Source organism: Mesorhizobium sp. M1322 (genome assembly GCF_040318085.1).
Lineage (GTDB): Bacteria > Pseudomonadota > Alphaproteobacteria > Rhizobiales > Rhizobiaceae > Mesorhizobium.
In genome coordinates, this window is sequence record NZ_JAMYLP010000053.1 from 19,633 (window position 1) to 37,682 (window position 18,050).

Sequence of the window (18,050 nt, forward strand, 5' to 3'; positions counted from 1 at the left end):
ACGCCGGTATAAGATGTTGATGACGCTAGGGAAGCCTCGCCTTGATTGCACTCTACACCCGATTGGCGAGAATAGGCATCAGCGCTCGCCGAAGGTTTCGAAAAAGTCCTTCATGCGCGCGAAAAAGCCGCTCGACTGCGGCGAATTATCCTTCGAGGAAAGCTGCTCGAACTCCTCCAGCAACTCGCGCTGCCGGCGGGAAAGGTTCTGCGGCGTCTCGACCGCGGTCTGGATATAGAGGTCGCCGACATTGTGCTGGCGCAGCACCGGCATGCCCTTGCCCTTGAGGCGGAACTGGCGGCCGTTCTGGGTACCTTCCGGCACCTTCACTTTCGTCTGGGTGCCGTCCAGCGTCGCCACCTCGAAGGAGCCGCCAAGAGCTGCCGTTGTCATCGAGATCGGCACCTTGCAGTAGAGATCGGCGCCGTCGCGCTGGAAGAATTCATGCGGCTTGACCGCCAGGAAAATATAGAGGTCGCCCGACGGGCCGCCGCGCAGGCCGGCCTCGCCCTCATTGGCAAGGCGGATGCGGGTGCCGTCCTCAATGCCGGCCGGGATGTTGACCGACAGCGAGCGCTCCTCGGTGACGCGGCCCTGGCCGGCGCATTTCGGGCACGGCTCCTTGATGGTCTGGCCACGCCCCTGACATTGCGGGCAGGTGCGCTCGATCGAGAAGAACCCTTGCGTGGCGCGCACCTTGCCATGGCCATTGCACATCGAGCAGGTGACGGGCTGGGTGCCGGGTTTTGCGCCGCTGCCGGAGCATTCCGTGCAGGAGATCGACGCCGGCACGTGAATCTGCGCTGTCTTGCCGGTAAACGCCTCCTCCAGCGTGATTTCCATATTGTAGCGCAGGTCGGCGCCGCGCTCGCGCCCGCCTGAGGATCGGCGCTGGCGCCCGCCCATCATGTCGCCGAAAATATCCTCGAAGATGTCGGCGAAGCCGCCGGCGCCGAAGCCTTGTGCGCCGCCATTCATGCCGCCCTGTTCGAAGGCGGCGTGGCCGAAACGATCATAGGCCGCGCGTTTCTGCGGGTCCTTCAGCGTCTCGTAGGCTTCGTTGATTTCCTTGAACTTGTGCTCGCAGGAATGGTCGCCGGGATTGCGATCGGGATGGAACTGCATGGCGAGCTTGCGGAAAGCGCTCTTGAGCTCCTTCTCGTCAGCCCCCTTTTGCACACCCAACGTTTCGTAGAAATCAGCTTTCATCTTTTCCTGCAGTCCGGATATTCAACGTCTTGAAGCCTTGTTGCGTCGTTTGCCGGCACGCTGTTCCGATTTAGGTGCGATGGCGCCGGGATGCCAGTCTCGACGCGGGCTTGCCCGCATTTTTTCGACCAGGCCCGCACTTTTTCGGCCAGAGTTGCAAAAAAGCCCGGCTTTTGCGCCGGGCTTTCTGCCTAAACCTGCCGTCAGGCCGCTCAGGCCGACTTCTTCTTGTCGTCGTCCTCGTTGATTTCCTCAAAATCGGCGTCGACCACGTCGCTGTCCTTGGCGGCATCCGCCTTGGCGTCAGCCTCCGCGGCTTCCTTCTGCGAAGCCTCATACATGGCCTGACCGAGCTTCATCGAGGTTTCGGCGAGCGCCTGCGTCTTGGCTTCGATCTCGGCCGCGTCGTCGCCTTCGGCAGCGGTCTTCAGCGCCGCGATCGCATCGGCGATCGCAGTGCGATCAGCCTCGGAAACCTTCTCGCCATATTCCTTCAGCGACTTCTCCGAGGAATGCACCAGCGCCTCGGCCTGGTTGCGGGCCTCGACCAGCGCACGCCGCTTCTTGTCGGCCTCGGCATTGGCTTCGGCGTCCTTCACCATCTTCTCGATGTCGGCATCCGAAAGGCCGCCAGACGCCTGGATGCGGATCTGGTGCTCCTTGCCGGTGCCCTTGTCCTTGGCCGAGACGTTGACGATGCCGTTGGCGTCGATGTCGAACGTGACCTCAATCTGCGGCACGCCACGCGGCGCCGGCGGGATGCCGACCAGGTCGAACTGGCCGAGCGCCTTGTTGTCGGCGGCCATTTCACGCTCGCCCTGGAAGACACGGATGGTCACAGCCGACTGTGAATCCTCGGCCGTCGAGAACACCTGGCTCTTCTTGGTCGGGATAGTCGTGTTGCGCTCAATCAGCCGCGTGAACACACCACCCAGCGTCTCGATGCCAAGCGACAGCGGCGTCACGTCGAGCAACAGCACGTCCTTGACGTCGCCCTGCAGCACGCCGGCCTGGATGGCGGCGCCCAATGCGACGACCTCGTCCGGATTGACACCCTTGTGCGGCTCCTTGCCGAAGAACTGCTTCACGATCTCCTGGATCTTGGGCATGCGGGTCATGCCGCCGACCAGGACGACCTCGTCGATTTCGCCGGCTTTCAGGCCGGCATCCTTGAGCGCCGCCTTGCAGGGATCGATCGTGCGCTGGACGAGATCCTCGACCAGGCTCTCGAACTTCGCCCGCGTCAGCTTCAGCGTCAGGTGCTTGGGACCGGTGGCGTCAGCGGTGATGAAGGGCAGGTTGATCTCGGTCTGTGTCGTCGACGACAACTCGATCTTGGCCTTTTCAGCCGCTTCCTTGAGGCGCTGAAGGGCGAGCTTGTCGCTCCGCAGGTCAATGCCCTGCTCCTTCTTGAACTCGGCCGCCAGATATTCGACCAGACGCATGTCGAAATCCTCGCCGCCGAGGAAGGTGTCGCCATTAGTCGACTTCACCTCGAAGACGCCGTCGCCAATTTCGAGCACCGAAATGTCGAACGTGCCGCCGCCAAGGTCATAGACGGCAATGGTCTTGCCTTCCTTCTTGTCGAGGCCGTAGGCAAGCGCGGCCGCGGTCGGCTCGTTGATAATGCGCAGCACTTCGAGGCCGGCGATCTTGCCGGCATCCTTGGTCGCCTGGCGCTGGGCGTCGTTGAAATAGGCCGGAACGGTGATGACCGCCTTCTCAACCTTCTCGCCGAGATAGGCTTCCGCCGTTTCCTTCATCTTCTGCAGGATCATCGCCGAGATCTGGCTGGGCGACTGCTTCTTGCCGCCGGCCTCGACCCAGGCGTCGCCATTGTCGCCCTTGACGATCTTGTAGGGGACAAGCTTCTTGTCCTTCTCCGTCACCGGATCGTCATAGCGGCGGCCGATCAGGCGCTTGACCGCGAAGATGGTGTTTTCAGGATTGGTGACCGCCTGGCGCTTAGCCGGCTGGCCGACGAGGCGCTCGCCATCGCTGTTGATGGCGACGATGGAAGGGGTCGTACGCGCGCCTTCCGCATTCTCGATGACCTTCGATTCCTTGCCGTCCATGATGGCGACACAGGAGTTGGTGGTCCCCAGATCGATACCGATTACTTTTGCCATTTTTCTAATCTCTCCGCTAAGCAGGCTCTCAGGACCCGTACAGGCATTCCGACGAAAGCCCCTGTTGACAAGAAATTCCGCTTCGGCAACCGGCATTCCGGCGTCGAACGGCTTGGCGGGTATATAAGAACAGGCTGCGCGACGCGCAAGCATTCTGCGCAAGGCATCCAACATCCTTTTCTCGGGCCGGCCGGGGTTCTCCGGCCATGGCACGGTGAGCCCAGCCGTCCAGCTCTTCCCAATGAATCTTTCCGCGTCCGTTCGCGACTGACGCCAGGCAGCAAGGTCTTCCTGCCACGACGGCTGGCCATTTTCGGGCCGATGCGGTAGGGCGGGAGCGGGCTCAGGAACGGAAAGCGGACATGGCTCACAAGACCCTGATCGCGCCATCTGTGCTGGCGTCGGATTTTTCGAAGCTGGGCGACGAGGTCGAGGCGGTGGCGGCGGCCGGCGCCGACTGGATCCATCTCGACGTCATGGATGGGCACTTCGTGCCCAATATCACTTTCGGCCCGCCGGTGATCAAGGCGATCCGCAACCGCACCAAGGCCTTCTTCGATTGCCATCTGATGATCGCGCCGGCCGATCCCTATCTGGAGGCCTTCGCCGAAGCCGGCTGCGACGGCATGACGGTGCATGCCGAGGCCGGGCCGCATCTCGACCGTTCGCTGCAGACGATCAGGAATCTCGGCAAGAAGGCGGGCGTATCGCTCAACCCGGCAACGCCGGAAACGGCGATCGAATATGTGCTCGACCGGGTCGATCTGATCCTGATCATGACCGTCAATCCGGGTTTTGGCGGCCAAGCCTTCATCCCGGGGATCGTCGACAAGGTCAAGCGGGTGAAGGTGCTGATCGGCGACCGGCCGATCCGGATCGAGATCGACGGCGGCATCTCGCCGCAAACAGCACCTTTGGTCACTGCCGCCGGCGCCAGCGTGCTGGTTGCCGGTGCAGCCATCTTCAAAGGCGGCAGCGTCGAAGCCTATCGGGCAAACATCGAGGCGATCAGGACAGCGGCCGACAGAGCGGCTGGCTGACGCTGCGGCTGCCGGCGCACCAGCGCGCCGTCATCGGCACGCGCCGTCTCGTCAGCCGGTCAGGAATTCGTTGGCCGACGCCGGTGCGCTTGTGCTCATGACATGCGGCCCCATATTCTCTGTCTCATCCTTATGCCCCCGGACCTCCCGCAGGCGCCTCTTCGACGGTCGGATCGATGAACCGCAGCCCTTTCTTCGCTGATCTGCTGAACACCATCGCCGACCGCGGCCGGATGATGCTGAACCTCGTCCGCGGTGACGAGCCGGTCTCGGCCGACAGCCTGGCGCGTCTGTGCGCCCGCCTGCTTTCCAGCCAGGGCGAGGCATCGGGCGTCGCCTATGCAAGGGAAATACTCGATCGCTGGCGCACTCTCGGCGCCGACGGAAGGCTGGCGTTTCTGCATGTGCTGCGCGATCGGTTCGGCACCGATCATGTCAGGCTTGCCGCTGCGGTGGATGCCTATCGCGCCGCGCCCGACGATCGCTCTGCACTTGCCCTGCACGACGCCGCCGAGCCGGCAAGACAGGAGCTCCTGCGCCGCCTGAACCTGGCGCCCGGCGGCATCGAGACGCTGGTGCGCATGCGCCAGGATCTGCTTGCCCGGCTGCCCACATCGCCCGATCTCGCGATCGTCGATGCCGACTTCACGCACCTCCTGTCGTCATGGTTCAACCGCGGCTTCCTGGTGCTGCGGCGGATCGACTGGTCGACGCCAGCCAACATTCTGGAAAAAATCATCCGCTACGAGGCGGTGCACGCCATCCATACCTGGGACGATCTGCGCCGCCGGATCGAACCCGACGACCGGCTCTGCTATGCGTTCTTTCATCCGCAGCTCGGTGACGAGCCGCTGATCTTCGTCGAGGTCGCGCTCACCCGGGCGATGCCGACGACAATCGCCGAGCTGCTTGCCGACGAGCGGCAGCCGGTGCAGCCGCGGCAGGCCACGACGGCGGTGTTCTATTCCATCTCGAATTGCCAGGAGGGGTTGCGCGGCATCTCCTTCGGCAACTTTCTGATCAAGCAGGTGGTCGAGGATCTGCGCCGCGATCTTCCTGGCCTGACCGATTTCGTCACGCTGTCCCCGGTGCCGGGCTTTGCCCGCTGGCTGGCCGAAACCATGCCCTCCGCCGCCGGAGTGCAGGACCTCGTCGCCGACGAGGGCTGGCACGCGGACGCTGCCGCGCGCGACCGCGCGGGCCAGATCCTGCTCCCTCTTGCGGCACAGTATTTCCTCGAAGCCCGCACCGCCTCCGGCAAGGTGATCGACCCGGTCGCCCGGTTCCATCTCGGCAATGGCGCGCGGCTGGAGCGCATCGACCTTTTCGGCGACCTGTCGCCCCGCGCCTTGCGTCAGGCGTATGGCCTGATGGTCAATTATCGCTACAAGCTCGACGATATCGAGAAGAACCACGAGCTGTTCGCCGCCAGGAACGATGTGGCGGCCGCCCCCGCTGTGCGCCGCCTGCTGCCGAGACCGGCGAGACCGGCCGCACCGCCGCTTCCGGCGCCTGCCCAGACTCGGAGGGATGCATGAGCAACCATTTGTTCGACGCTTTCCGCGCCCGCATGCCGGAACCCGAGCGTCTGTTGATGGAGACGGATGACGGGCGCTCGATCACCTATGGCGATATGCTGGCGCAGTCCGCGAAACTGGCGCATGCGCTTCTGCAATTGGGCGTCGAACCCGGCGACCGCGTCGCCGTCCAGGTCGAGAAGAGCCTCGAGGCGGTCCTGCTCTATCTCGCCTGCCTGCGTGCCGGTGCGGTCTTCCTACCGCTCAACACCGCCTACACGCTGACCGAACTCGAATACTTCTTCGTCGATGCCGAGCCGCGGCTGGTCGTCTGCGATCCGGCACGGGCAGCCGATATCGGGGCCTTGGCGGAGAGATCGGGCGCTATCGCAGTCACGCTCGACGGCAACGGCGAAGGCTCGTTGATGGATCAGGCCTCGCGGCGGTCTTCGGATTTCCGCGACGCGGTGCGCGGGCCGGACGATCTTGCGGCGATCCTGTACACGTCGGGGACCACCGGCCGCTCGAAAGGCGCCATGCTCAGCCATGAGAACCTCGCCTCGAATGCGCGGGTTCTGGTCGACCAGTGGCGCTTCACTGCCACAGACGTCTTGATCCACGCGCTGCCGATCTTCCACACGCATGGCCTCTTCGTCGCCACCAACGTGATCCTGATGGCCGGCGCCTCGATGCTGTTCGAAACCAGGTTCGACCCGGCCCGCATCGTCTCGCTGCTGCCGCGCGCCACGGCGCTGATGGGCGTGCCGACCTTTTATGTGCGCCTGTTGCAGCAGGACGGCTTGAACCGGCAAGCGGCGAAAAACATCCGCCTGTTCGTTTCAGGTTCGGCGCCGCTGCTGGCCGAGACGCACAAGGCCTGGCGCGAGCGCACCGGCCATTCGATCATCGAGCGCTACGGCATGACCGAGACCAACATGAACACGTCGAATCCCTATGATGGCGAGCGGCGCGCCGGCACGGTCGGCTTCCCCTTGCCCGGCGTCGCGCTGCGCATCGCCGACCCCGAGAGCGGCGAAACACTTGCCCAGGGCGAGGTCGGCATGATCGAGGTGAAGGGCCCCAATGTCTTCGGCGGCTATTGGCGCATGCCGGAAAAGACCAAGGCGGAATTCCGCGAAGACGGTTTCTTCATCACCGGGGATCTCGGCCTGATCGACGCCGACGGCTATGTCCACATCGTCGGGCGCGGCAAGGATCTGATCATTTCCGGCGGCTACAACATCTATCCGAAGGAGGTCGAGAGTGAGATCGACGCGTTGCCCGGCGTCGCCGAAAGTGCTGTCATCGGCGTTGCCCATCCGGATTTCGGAAGGCGTCACGGCGATCGTGGTGCGGACGTCCGCCTCGACCATCACCGCGGCCGAGATCGTCGATGATATCGCCGGACGGCTGGCGAAATACAAGCATCCGAAGCGGGTGATCTTCGTCGACGAACTGCCGCGCAACACAATGGGCAAGGTGCAGAAGAACCTGCTGCGCGAAACCTACAAGGATCTCTACGCGCCGGCCAAAGCCGGCTGACGCACGAGGTGTTGCATTCAGTTGGCGCCAATCCCGAAAACCCTGTCGCCTTCTATCCAGACGCCCTTGACGTCCAATTCGTCCGACAGCGCAACGATATCGGCGGCGGTGCCGTTGGCAAAACGCCCGAGCCGGTGCGACTGGCCGATCGCCTGCGCCGGATAGAGCGAAGCCATGCGCAGCGCCTCCGACAGGTCCAGTCCGACGATACGGTGGACGAAGCGCAGGGCGGAGATCATGTCGAGATCGGCGCCGGCCAGGGTCCCGTCGGCCAGCCGCAGGCTGCCGTCCTTGCGGTAGATGGTGCGGCCGTTCAGCGTGAACGAGGTCATGTCGGTGCCGATCGTCGCCATGGCGTCGGTGACCAGGAAAATTTTTGCCGGACCCTGCTTGGCGCGCAGCGCGATGGCCATGGTGGCGGGATCGACATGGATGCCGTCGGCGATGATGCCGGCAAACAACGTGTCCGTATCGATGGCGGCACCCGCCAACCCCGGCTCACGATTGCCGATCTGGCTCATGGCGTTGAACAGATGGGTGACCATTGTTGCGCCGGCATCGGCGAACGCGCGCGCCTTGGCATAGCCGGTGTCGGAATGGCCGAGGCTAACGACGATGCCGGCCTCGGCGAGCGCCGAAACGCGCACGGTGTCGACGGATTCCGGCGCGATCGTGGTCAGCAGCACCGGCAGAGTTTTTCGCGTCGCAATCAGCATCGCCTGGTCGGCATCCAGCATCGGCCGGATCAGCGCCCGGTCATGCGCGCCCTTGCGGGCGATCGACAGATGCGGGCCTTCGAGATGCAGGCCCAAAAAGCCCGGCACCTTTTGCTTTGCGGCCTCGGCTCCGGCGGCAACCGCCGCTGCGGTGATGGCAGGCGTGTCGGTGATCAGCGTCGGCAACAGCGCGGTCGTACCGAACGGCGCGTGCGCCCGGCAGATGGTTTCGATCGAGGCGACATCAGGATGGTCGTTGAGCATGACGCCGCCGCCGCCATTGACCTGCAGGTCGACGAAGCCCGGCGCAAGCATGCCGCCGCCGGTTTCGATACGCTCGACCCCGGATGGAACGGCGCCGACGGCAACGATGGCTTCGACGAGGCCGTCACGCACGACAAGGGCGGCATCGTCGTGCCAGTCGTCGCCGTCGAATATCCGGGCCCCAGTCAGGGCAAAACGGTCGCTCATATGGTTTCCGTCACCTTGCGCAGATTGGGCGGCGTGTCCGGATCGAGGCCGCGATGGCGGGCAAAGGCCTCGACGAAGCCATAGAAGGACACGATCAGCGCCAACGGGTCGGTCAGCGGATGGCCGGTGGCGACATGCGGCAGGTGCTGAGCGCTTTTCGCCTTGTCCGAGGTCACAAAGACGGCCGCGCCCTTGGCCGCCAGGCTGTCGGCGGCCTCGGCAACCGACGGCTCGGAAGCATCGCGGGCGGCGAGCGCCAGCATCGGAAAGCCCGGCCCGACCAGCGCCAGCGGGCCATGCATCACTTCGGCAGCACTATAGGCCTCGGCATGCATGGCGCAGGTTTCCTTGAATTTCAGCGCCGCTTCATTGGCGATCGCAGCCGACGGACCGCGACCGAGGATGAACAGCGATTTCGGCGTCTCGAGGGCGCGGGCCCGCGCCATCCAGTCGCAGGCGATCGCCTTGCGGAAATGTTCCGGCAAACGGGCGAGCGCCGCCAGCAACTTGTCGTCGCCGGTGCTATGCGCCATCAAGGCGAGGCCGGCGACGGCCGAATTGACGAAGGTCTTCGTCGCCGCGACGCTGCGTTCCGGCCCGGCCAGAATGTCGATCGCATAATCGCAGGCCCGCGCCAGCGGCGAATCGGCGGTGTTGGTGACGGCGACGGTCAGCGAACCGCCGGCTCTCGCGGCTTGCGCCATGGCGACGATGTCCGGGCTTTTGCCCGACTGCGAGATCGCCAGGCAAGCCGAGCCGGCCAGCTTGAGCTTGGCGCCATAGATCGAGGCGATCGAAGGACCGACCGAAGCGACCGCGAGGCCAGCGGTCAGCTCCACGGCATATTTCATGAAGGTGGCGGCATGATCGGAGGAGCCGCGCGCCACGGTGACGACGAAGTTCGGGTCGCGCTCGCGAATGCCGCGCCCGGCTTCGGTCAGCACTGCAGCCGAGCCATCGAGCAGGCGCGCGGTGGCTTCCGGGATCTCCTCGATCTCGCGCCGCATATGAGTTTTGGTTGCGCTCATGGCCGGCCCTCTTCGCCCGGCCCGCTCAGCCGGAGCTCGGCGACGAAATCATAGGCGTCGCCCCTGTAAATGGAGCGAGTGAATTCGATCACCTTGCCGCTCGCCAGATAGGAAATACGCTCGATGTGCAGCCCGGCAATCCCGGGCGGCACTTCGAGCAGCCGCGCGTCGTCGTCGCCGAGATTGGCGGCGGAGATGCGCTGCACCGCCCGCACCGGCCGATGCCCGGTCGTTTCCAGCGCCGCGTAGAGCGACGATCCAATTCCCGCCGGGTCGGGCAGCACGCTGGCCGACAGTGCGGCGCGCTCGATCGCCAGCGGCGTGTCGTTGGCAATGCGCAGGCGCGCCACCCGCGCCACCAGCTCGTTCGACGACAGGCCAAGCACCATCATCTCGTCCGGCGAGGGCGCATAGAGGCCGCGATCGAGCCAGGCTGAACGGACAGCCATGCCGCGCCGCGCCATGTCCTCGGTGAAGGACGTCAGCCGCGACAGCGACTGCTCGACGCGCTCCATGCGCGGCGCGACGAAGGTGCCGGAGCCGTGGCGCTGGACAAGGATGCCGCCCTTGACCAGATCCTGCACCGCCTTGCGCACGGTGACGCGCGAAATGTCGGCCTTGCTGGCGATGTCGCGCTCGGACGGCAGCGCATCGCCTGGCCCGATCAGGCCGCGATTGACCGCGTCCTCGATGCTCTTCCTGAGCTGCAGATAGAGCGGTGCGCCGCTTTGCGACGACTGTTTCAGCGTGGCGAAGATCTGGTCGGCGGCTTCGCTCATCGCGCTGCCTCCGCAGTCCCCGAGAAGACACGAACCGCCATCTGCACCGCGCCGCCAAGCGCATCGTCGAGCGGCGGCTTCAGCAGCGCCCGGTAACGCGCCGACAGGCGTGGTGCATAGAGCGGCGCCAGTCCGCCGAGCAGGCAGAGCGGATCGTCGCTGCCGAGATCGAGCACGCCAAGTGCGGCCTCGACATCGGCGACCGCCTTGTCGAGGATCCAGTTGGCGACGACATCGCTCTTTTCGGCATGCTCGAAGACCTTGGGCGCAAAGCCGCCGAAATCGCCGGGCTTGGCGTTGGTGGTGAACTCGACCAAATCCTCGGGATTGTCGCGGAAGATGGCGAGCATGGCTTGGGTCAGCGGCGATGCCCGGCGGATACCGTCATAGGCGAGCAGCGTCTGTTCGAGCAGGTCGCGGCCGATGCGGGCGCCGCTGCCCTGGTCGCCGACCTGGAATCCCCAGCCGCCGATGGCGCGCGACTTGCCTTGTCTGCGCGCCATATAGGCGGTGCCGGTGCCGAGGATGGCCATGGCGCCGTCACCCGAGCCGACCGCGCCTTCCAGCGCGATCTCGGCATCGGTCTCGACACGGCTGACGCTGAACGGCAGGATCGCCTCGAGATGCTGCCTGTAGGTGCCGACATTGGCGCCGGCGAGGCCGAGGATGGCGGGGGTCTGCGGGATCAGTTCGGGGTCTTGTCCGGCGGCAACAAAGGCCTGCCTTGCCGCGTCGACGATGTTGGCCCTGGCGCCGGTTAGATCGGTGCGGATGTTGGCGGCGCCGCTCTTGGCGCGGCCAACGACTGTGCCGTCCGCTGTCGCAAGGGCCGCCCTACAGCTGGTGCCGCCGCCATCGATGCCAAGCACGAATTTCACGCGATTTCTCCTCCGGGCGGATAATACCAATAAAATACCAATAGCCAAGGATTTAATTTTCGTTTCAAAGATTAAGGCTTATTTGATTGAAAAACCACCGCATTTTGCCTGAACGGCGATTTCAGGGCAGGGAAGTCGCTAATGCGTGTGGACAAGTGGTATTTTTTTGGTATTGTTTTCTGGATTGGAGGGAAAGCGGATGGCCGAAACGCGCACCGAAGCGCTTCACCAGAATGCCGAGGGACTGGACATCCAGGCTCCGGACGCCATCCTTTCCTCTTTGGCCAACGCGCAGATCGAGGCCGCCAAAGCGGTGCACGGCGCCATTCCCGCGATCGCCAAAGCAGCCGAAATCATCGCCAGCCGGCTCAACAGCGGCGGCAAGCTCGCTTACGCGGCAGCCGGCAGCTCGGGCCTGATGGCGCTGGCCGACGCGCTGGAACTGCCGGGCACCTTCGGCATTCAGCGCGACCGTATCGCCATCCTGATCGCCGGTGGCGACGATGCCTTCAAGACACTGGCCGGCGGGCCGGAGGACGATACCGAAGAAGCCTCGGCAGCGGTTGCCGCTGCCGGCATCGGCGAGGGCGACTGCCTGATCGCGGTCTCGGCCAGCGGCTCGACGCCCTATGCGGTCAGGGCGATCGAGGAAGCCAGGCGTCGGGGCGCGGCGACCATCGCCATCGCCAACAACAAGGGTGCGCCGCTGCTTCGGCTGGCCGACATCGCCATATTGCTCGAAACGCCGCCTGAGCTGATTGCCGGCTCGACGCGCATGGGCGCCGGCACCGCCCAGAAGATCGCGCTCAACATGCTTTCGACGCTGGTCGCCATCCATCTCGGCCATGTCCATGACGGCTACATGGTCAATCTCATGGCCGACAACATCAAGCTGCGCGACCGCGCCGCGCGCATCGTCGCCGCGATCAGCGGACGCGACAGGGAGGATGCGGCGCGCCTGCTCGAAAAGAGCGGCGGCGTCGTCAAAACAGCCATTCTGCTCGCCGCCGGCGCCGCCAGCGCCGATGCGGCCGAGAAGATACTGGATGGGACCGGCCACAAGCTGCGCCCGGCCCTTTCCGCGATCGAGGGGAGCATGGGGCAGAAAGCCTCTGTTCTCAAAACCGAACCTGAAAAAGGTCAACAGGGAGACTGAGCATGACAACGAAACTACTGACGGCACTGCTTCTCGGCACCAGCATTCTCGGCTCAGCCGGAATGGCCTATGCCCAGGACGTAACGCTCAACATCGAAAGCTGGCGCGGCGACGACCTTGCCATCTGGAAGGACAAGCTGATCCCGGCTTTTGAAGCCAAGAACCCGGGCATCAAGGTGGTGTTCGCGCCGTCGGCGCCGACCGAATATGACGCTGCACTCGGCGCCAAGCTCGCCGCCGGCTCGGCGGGCGACCTGATCACCTGCCGCCCGTTCGACAAGTCGCTGGAACTCTTCAAGAAGGGCAACCTCGCCGCCATCTCGACGCTGCCCGGCATGGAGAATTTTTCCGACGTCGCCAAGGCCGCCTGGCAGACCGACGACGGCAAGTCGAGCTTCTGCGTGCCGATGGCTTCCGTCATCCACGGCTTCATCTACAACAAGGACGCCTTCGACCAGCTCGGCATCAAGGTGCCGACGACGAATGAGGAATTCTACGCCGCGCTCGACAAGATCAAGGCCGACGGCACCTACATCCCGATGGCGATGGGCACCAAGGATCTCTGGGAAGCCGCGACCATGGGCTACCAGAACATCGGCCCGAACTACTGGAAGGGTGAGGAAGGCCGTCTGGCGCTGATCAAGGGCGAGCAGAAGCTGACCGATCCGCAGTGGGTTGCGCCGTTTGCCGAACTCGCCAAGTGGAAGCCGTATCTCGGCGACGGCTTCGAGGCGCAGACCTATCCGGACAGCCAGAACCTGTTCACCCTCGGCCGCGCCGCCATCTACCCGGCCGGCTCGTGGGAGATCGGCCTGTTCAACACGCAGGCGCAGTTCAAGATGGGCGCGTTCCCGCCGCCGGTGCAGAAGGCCGGCGACACCTGCTACATCTCCGACCACACCGACATCGGCATGGGCCTCAATGCGGCGTCGAAGAATGCGGATGCGGCTAAGACCTTCCTGACATGGGTGGCCTCGCCGGATTTCGCCACCATCTACGCCAACGCGCTGCCGGGCTTCTTCAGCCTGAACAACACTCCGGTGAAGATGGAAGATCCGCTGGCTCAGGAATTCGTCTCCTGGCGCGACAAGTGCAAGTCGACAATCCGCTCGACCTATCAGATCCTGTCGCGCGGCACGCCGAACCTCGAGAACGAGACGTGGGTTGAGTCGGCCAACGTCATCAACGGCACCGTCACGCCGGAAGCTGCCGCCAAGAAGCTGCAGGACGGCCTCGACAGCTGGTACAAGCCGGCGAAGTAAGAACGAGCGCTATCTCCCCCCTCGAGGGGGAGATGTCGCCGAAGGCGACAGAGGGGGTCGGTAAAGGCAGGCCGCGGCTTCGTCGTTGCCGGAAGGCGCGGTCGAAACCGCGATGGCGCGCTGCCTTGACCGACCCCACCCGCCTCGCTTCGCGAGGCGCCCTCCCCTCGAGGGGGAGGGAGGCGCCGCGCCTTTTGGCGGCAATTGCAAGAACCTGATCGGCGGGGACCGAACGCATGGCCGCAGCACCGAAACGACCATTCCGCTGGCATATCGTCGTCTTCCTGGCGCCGGCGGTGCTGGTCTATACGGCGATCATGATCCTGCCGCTGGCCGGCACGCTGCAGCTCTCGCTGTTTCGCAACATCGACCAGGCCCAGGTCTTCGTCGGGTTCGAAAATTTCCGCAAGCTGTTCGGCGATCCCAACTGGTCGGTCAATTTCTGGAACGCACTGCGGAATAACGTCTGGTTCTTCATCATCCACATGGTCGTGCAGAATCCGATCGGCGTGCTGCTGGCCGCACTGCTGTCCAGCCCGCGGCTGAGTTTCTCCGCCTTCTACCGCACAGCCATCTTCGTGCCGACCATCCTGTCCTTCGTCATCGTCGGCTTCGCCTGGAAGCTGATCCTGTCGCCGCTATGGGGCGTGGCGCCTGACCTGATGGATCTTGTCGGCCTCAAAAGCCTGTTCACGCCGTGGCTGGGCAAGGAGCAATATGCGCTGACAACGCTCAGCCTGATCTCGGTGTGGCAGTTCGTCGGCATCCCGATGATGCTGATCTATGCGGCGTTGCTATCCATCCCCGAGGAGGTGATCGAAGCGGCCGAATGCGACGGCATATCAGGCATGTCGCAGTTCTGGAAGATCAAGCTGCCGCTGATCCTGCCGTCGATCGGCATCATCTCGATCCTCACCTTCGTCGGCAATTTCAATGCCTTCGACCTGATCTACACCGCGCAGGGCGCCCTGGCCGGGCCGAACTATTCGACTGATATTCTCGGCACCTTCCTGTACCGCGCCTTCTTCGGGTTTCAGTTGCAGGTCGGCGATCCCAATATGGGCGCGGCGATCGCCACGATGATGTTCCTGATCATCCTTGGCGGCGTCTGCGTTTACCTCTTCCTCGTCCAGACGCGCCTGCGTCGCTATCAGTTCTGAGGGAGCCAGACATGAGCACGGCAACCCGCTCCCTGCCCCGCACCATCGGCGCCCATGCGGTGCTGTTAACCTACACGGTGATCGCGCTGTTTCCGGTGATCATCGTCATCATGAATTCGTTTAAGTCCCGCGCGGGCATCTTCGGCGCGCCGCTGGCGCCGCCGACCCCGAAAACCTTCGACCTGATCGGCTACACCACCGTCATCGGGCAGGGTGATTTCATCCACTATTTCCAGAACAGCCTTGTCGTCACCGTCGCCTCGCTGTTCTTCGTGCTGCTGTTCGGCGCGATGGCCGCCTTCGCGCTGTCGGAATACCGCTTCCGGGGCAATTCGCTGATGGGACTCTACCTGGCGCTCGGCATCATGATCCCGATCCGCCTCGGCACTGTCGCCATCCTGCAGCTGATGGTGGCGAGCGGGCTGGTCAATACGCTGACGGCGCTGATCCTGGTTTATACGGCGCAAGGCCTGCCGCTCGCCGTCTTCATCCTGTCGGAATTCATGAAGCAGGTGTCCGACGACCTGAAGAATGCCGGGCGTATCGACGGTCTGTCCGAATACACCATCTTTTTCCGGCTGGTGCTGCCGCTGGTCAGGCCATCGATGGCGACGGTCGCCGTCTTCACCATGATCCCGATCTGGAACGATCTGTGGTTCCCGCTGATCCTGGCGCCGTCGGAGGAGACCAAGACGGTGACGCTCGGCGCGCAGCTGTTCCTTGGCCAGTTCGTTACCAACTGGAACGCGATCCTGGCCGCACTGTCGCTGGCGATCATGCCGGTGCTGATCCTCTACGTCATCTTCTCGCGGCAGCTGATCCGCGGCATTACTTCGGGAGCGGTCAAGTGAGCGAGGAAAAACCCCTTCTCGTCGTTGCCGGCCTTGGCAATATGGGCCGCAGCCATGCGCTGGCCTATCACACCAATCCGGGGTTCGAGATCGCGGCACTGGTCAACCGCTCGGACGTGCCGCTGCCGGCCGGGCTTTCCGGCTATGGCATCAGGCGCTCCTTCGACGAGGCGCTGCGCGACGAAAAACCTGATATCGCCTGCATCGCCACCTATTCCGACAGCCACGCCGACTATGCGGTCAAGGCATTCGAAGCCGGCTGCCATGTCTTTGTCGAAAAGCCGCTGGCGACCACGGTGGCGGATGCGAAACGTGTCGTTGCCGCAGCCAAGGCCAACGGCAGAAAACTGGTGATCGGCTATATCCTGCGCCATCACCCGTCCTGGATCAGGCTGATCGCCGAGGCGCGCAAGCTCGGCGGCCCTTACGTGTTCCGCATGAACCTCAACCAGCAATCCTCCGGCCATAGCTGGGAGACGCACAAGCAGCTGATGCAGACGACATCGCCGATCGTCGATTGCGGCGTGCACTATCTCGACGTGATGCTGCAGATCACCGACGCCAGGCCGATCGAAGTGCGCGGCATGGGGCTGAGGCTGACCGACGAGATTGCGCCCTCGATGTACAATTACGGTCATCTGCAGGTGCTGTTCGACGACGGTTCGGTCGGCTGGTACGAGGCCGGCTGGGGGCCGATGATCTCGGAAACCGCTTTCTTCGTGAAGGACGTGATCTCGCCCAATGGTTGCGTGTCGATCGTCATGAAGGAGGGCGTCAAATCCGACGACATCGACACCCATACCAAGACCTCGACCATCCGCCTGCACAGCGCTGCGACCGGCGCGGACGGCAAGTTCGCCAAGCCGGATGAGATGCTGTCGATGGAGGGTGAGCCCGGCCATCAGGATCTCTGCGACCTCGAACAGGCTTTTCTGCTCAAGGCGATCCGCGAGGATCTGGATCTGACCCGCCATATGGACGACGCGGTGAAGTCGCTGGCCGTCTGCCTTGCCGCCGACGAGAGCGTTCGCAGCGGTGCCCCAATCAGACTCTAGACCAGTCAAACTCTAGAACAGGGACGAAGCCGTGGGTTCGCTGAACATCGAGAATGTGAAGAAGGCCTTTGGGCCGGTCGAGGTGCTGAAGGGCATCAACCTCGAAGTGACCGATGGCGAATTCGTCGTCTTCGTCGGCCCCTCCGGCTGCGGAAAATCGACGCTGCTCAGGGTCATCGCCGGGCTGGAGGATTCGACCTCGGGACGTGTGGTGATCGACGGGGCGGACGTCTCCGCAACCCCGCCGGCCAAACGCGGCATCGCCATGGTGTTCCAGACCTATGCGCTCTACCCGCATCTGACGGTGAAGAACAATATGGGCCTCGGCCTCAAGCAGGCGGGCACGCCGGCGGCCGAGATCGACCGCCGCATCGGCATCGCCTCCTCGATGCTGTCGCTGGAGCCCTATCTCGCAAGGCGGCCGGCCGAGCTTTCCGGCGGCCAGCGCCAGCGCGTCGCCATCGGCCGCGCCGTGGTGCGTGAACCCAAGCTTTTTCTGTTCGACGAGCCTTTGTCCAACCTCGATGCGGCACTGCGCGTCAACACCAGGCTGGAGATTGCGCAATTGCACCGGCGGCTGAAGGCGACGATGATCTATGTCACCCACGACCAGGTTGAGGCGATGACGCTGGCCGACAAGATTGTTGTGCTCAACGCGGGCAAGATCGAGCAGATCGGCGGACCGATGGAGCTTTATAATTCGCCGGCAAATGAATTCGTCGCCGGCTTCATCGGCTCACCAAAGATGAATTTCGTCGACGGCGCCAGGCTTGGCGAGACGGCCAAGACCATCGGCGTCCGTCCAGAGCACCTGACGGTCGATGCGAAATCCGGCGCCTGGAAAGGCACGGTCGTCCACGCCGAGCATCTCGGCGCCGACACCAACCTCTATCTCGACTGCGAGAAGGCCGGGCTGATCACCGTGCGCATCTTCGGCGTCTACAATGCCGAGCCTGGTGCGACGCTTTATGCGACGCCGGATCCGGCAAGGACCTACCGGTTTGGAGCGGATGGGAGGGTGCTGAAGTAGCGCCTCCTTTCCTTCTCCCCTTGTTGTGGGAGAAGGTGGCCGAGCCCACGGGTCTTGCCTCCGGCAAGCCCGAGGACAGGCTCAGCTCGGTCGGATGAGGGGTGCTGGACTGAATGAGGCGTTGGAGTTCCTTCCAACACCCCCTTGTGTCTCTCGAATCATGCACAATCGGGTTGGCGGGTGACCCGGGTCATGACCGGATCACCCGCTGCGGCGGAAGCCCGTAC

General features: G+C 64.0%; 14 protein-coding genes and 1 pseudogene. 9 read left to right on the forward strand and 6 right to left on the reverse strand.

All coding sequences use genetic code 11. The features are described 5' to 3' along the window. Positions 1 to 78: 78 nt before the first annotated feature. A complete protein-coding gene (gene dnaJ, locus NKH12_RS19250; RefSeq protein ID WP_135933963.1) occupies positions 79 to 1,209 on the reverse strand; it encodes a molecular chaperone DnaJ in 1,131 nt (376 codons plus the stop codon). Positions 1,210 to 1,421: 212 nt separating this feature from the next. Then, positions 1,422 to 3,338, reverse strand: a complete 1,917-nt coding sequence (gene dnaK, locus NKH12_RS19255; protein WP_127316951.1) for a molecular chaperone DnaK — start codon at positions 3,336 to 3,338, stop codon at positions 1,422 to 1,424. Positions 3,339 to 3,700: 362 nt separating this feature from the next. Between dnaK and rpe the strand changes: the two genes are divergently transcribed. From rpe to NKH12_RS19270, 3 genes and pseudogenes are all read left to right on the forward strand, one after another. Further along, positions 3,701 to 4,378, forward strand: a complete 678-nt coding sequence (rpe, locus tag NKH12_RS19260; protein WP_352954585.1) for a ribulose-phosphate 3-epimerase — start codon at positions 3,701 to 3,703, stop codon at positions 4,376 to 4,378. Between the two features lie 176 nt (positions 4,379 to 4,554). Then, complete coding sequence (locus tag NKH12_RS19265; protein ID WP_352954586.1) at positions 4,555 to 5,916, forward strand: malonyl-CoA decarboxylase; 1,362 nt, start codon at positions 4,555 to 4,557, stop codon at positions 5,914 to 5,916. Next, positions 5,913 to 7,437, forward strand: a pseudogene (locus NKH12_RS19270) (malonate--CoA ligase). The gene NKH12_RS19265 and the pseudogene NKH12_RS19270 overlap by 4 nt, the downstream one beginning before the upstream one ends. 17 nt (positions 7,438 to 7,454) lie before the next feature. Here NKH12_RS19270 and nagA read toward each other — a convergent pair. The 4 genes from nagA to NKH12_RS19290 are packed head-to-tail and all read right to left on the reverse strand — an operon-like array spanning position 7,455 to position 11,309. Continuing rightward, the gene (gene nagA / locus NKH12_RS19275; protein ID WP_352954587.1) at positions 7,455 to 8,624 is read right to left on the reverse strand and encodes an N-acetylglucosamine-6-phosphate deacetylase; all 1,170 of its coding nucleotides are present in this window, start codon (positions 8,622 to 8,624) and stop codon (positions 7,455 to 7,457) included. Beyond that, positions 8,621 to 9,652, reverse strand: a complete 1,032-nt coding sequence (locus NKH12_RS19280; RefSeq protein WP_352954588.1) for an SIS domain-containing protein — start codon at positions 9,650 to 9,652, stop codon at positions 8,621 to 8,623. The genes nagA and NKH12_RS19280 overlap by 4 nt, the downstream gene beginning before the upstream one ends. Next, complete coding sequence (locus NKH12_RS19285) at positions 9,649 to 10,431, reverse strand: GntR family transcriptional regulator (protein ID WP_352954589.1); 783 nt, start codon at positions 10,429 to 10,431, stop codon at positions 9,649 to 9,651. Before NKH12_RS19285 ends, NKH12_RS19280 begins: the two co-directional genes overlap by 4 nt. Beyond that, positions 10,428 to 11,309: a glucosamine kinase nucleotide-binding domain-containing protein gene (locus tag NKH12_RS19290; RefSeq protein WP_352954590.1), complete on the reverse strand. Its 882-nt coding sequence runs from the start codon at positions 11,307 to 11,309 to the stop codon at positions 10,428 to 10,430. Before NKH12_RS19290 ends, NKH12_RS19285 begins: the two co-directional genes overlap by 4 nt. A gap of 199 nt (positions 11,310 to 11,508) precedes the next feature. Between NKH12_RS19290 and NKH12_RS19295 the strand changes: the two genes are divergently transcribed. From NKH12_RS19295 to NKH12_RS19320, 6 genes are all read left to right on the forward strand, one after another. Further along, entirely contained in the window at positions 11,509 to 12,465 is a 957-nt protein-coding gene (locus tag NKH12_RS19295; RefSeq protein WP_352954591.1) for an N-acetylmuramic acid 6-phosphate etherase, read from the forward strand. A gap of 2 nt (positions 12,466 to 12,467) precedes the next feature. Beyond that, positions 12,468 to 13,727 (forward strand): ABC transporter substrate-binding protein, encoded by a 1,260-nt coding sequence (locus NKH12_RS19300; protein WP_352954592.1) that lies wholly within the window; start codon positions 12,468 to 12,470, stop codon positions 13,725 to 13,727. 236 nt (positions 13,728 to 13,963) lie between these two features. Next, positions 13,964 to 14,887: a carbohydrate ABC transporter permease gene (locus tag NKH12_RS19305; RefSeq protein ID WP_352954593.1), complete on the forward strand. Its 924-nt coding sequence runs from the start codon at positions 13,964 to 13,966 to the stop codon at positions 14,885 to 14,887. Positions 14,888 to 14,898: 11 nt separating this feature from the next. Then, positions 14,899 to 15,738 carry a carbohydrate ABC transporter permease gene (locus NKH12_RS19310; RefSeq protein WP_352954594.1) on the forward strand — a complete coding sequence of 280 codons (840 nt, stop codon included), beginning with the start codon at positions 14,899 to 14,901 and terminating at the stop codon, positions 15,736 to 15,738. Then, positions 15,735 to 16,793, forward strand: a complete 1,059-nt coding sequence (locus NKH12_RS19315) for a Gfo/Idh/MocA family protein (protein WP_352954595.1) — start codon at positions 15,735 to 15,737, stop codon at positions 16,791 to 16,793. The genes NKH12_RS19310 and NKH12_RS19315 overlap by 4 nt, the downstream gene beginning before the upstream one ends. 31 nt (positions 16,794 to 16,824) lie before the next feature. Continuing rightward, positions 16,825 to 17,823 (forward strand): ABC transporter ATP-binding protein, encoded by a 999-nt coding sequence (locus NKH12_RS19320; protein ID WP_352954596.1) that lies wholly within the window; start codon positions 16,825 to 16,827, stop codon positions 17,821 to 17,823. Positions 17,824 to 18,050 lie beyond the last annotated feature (227 nt).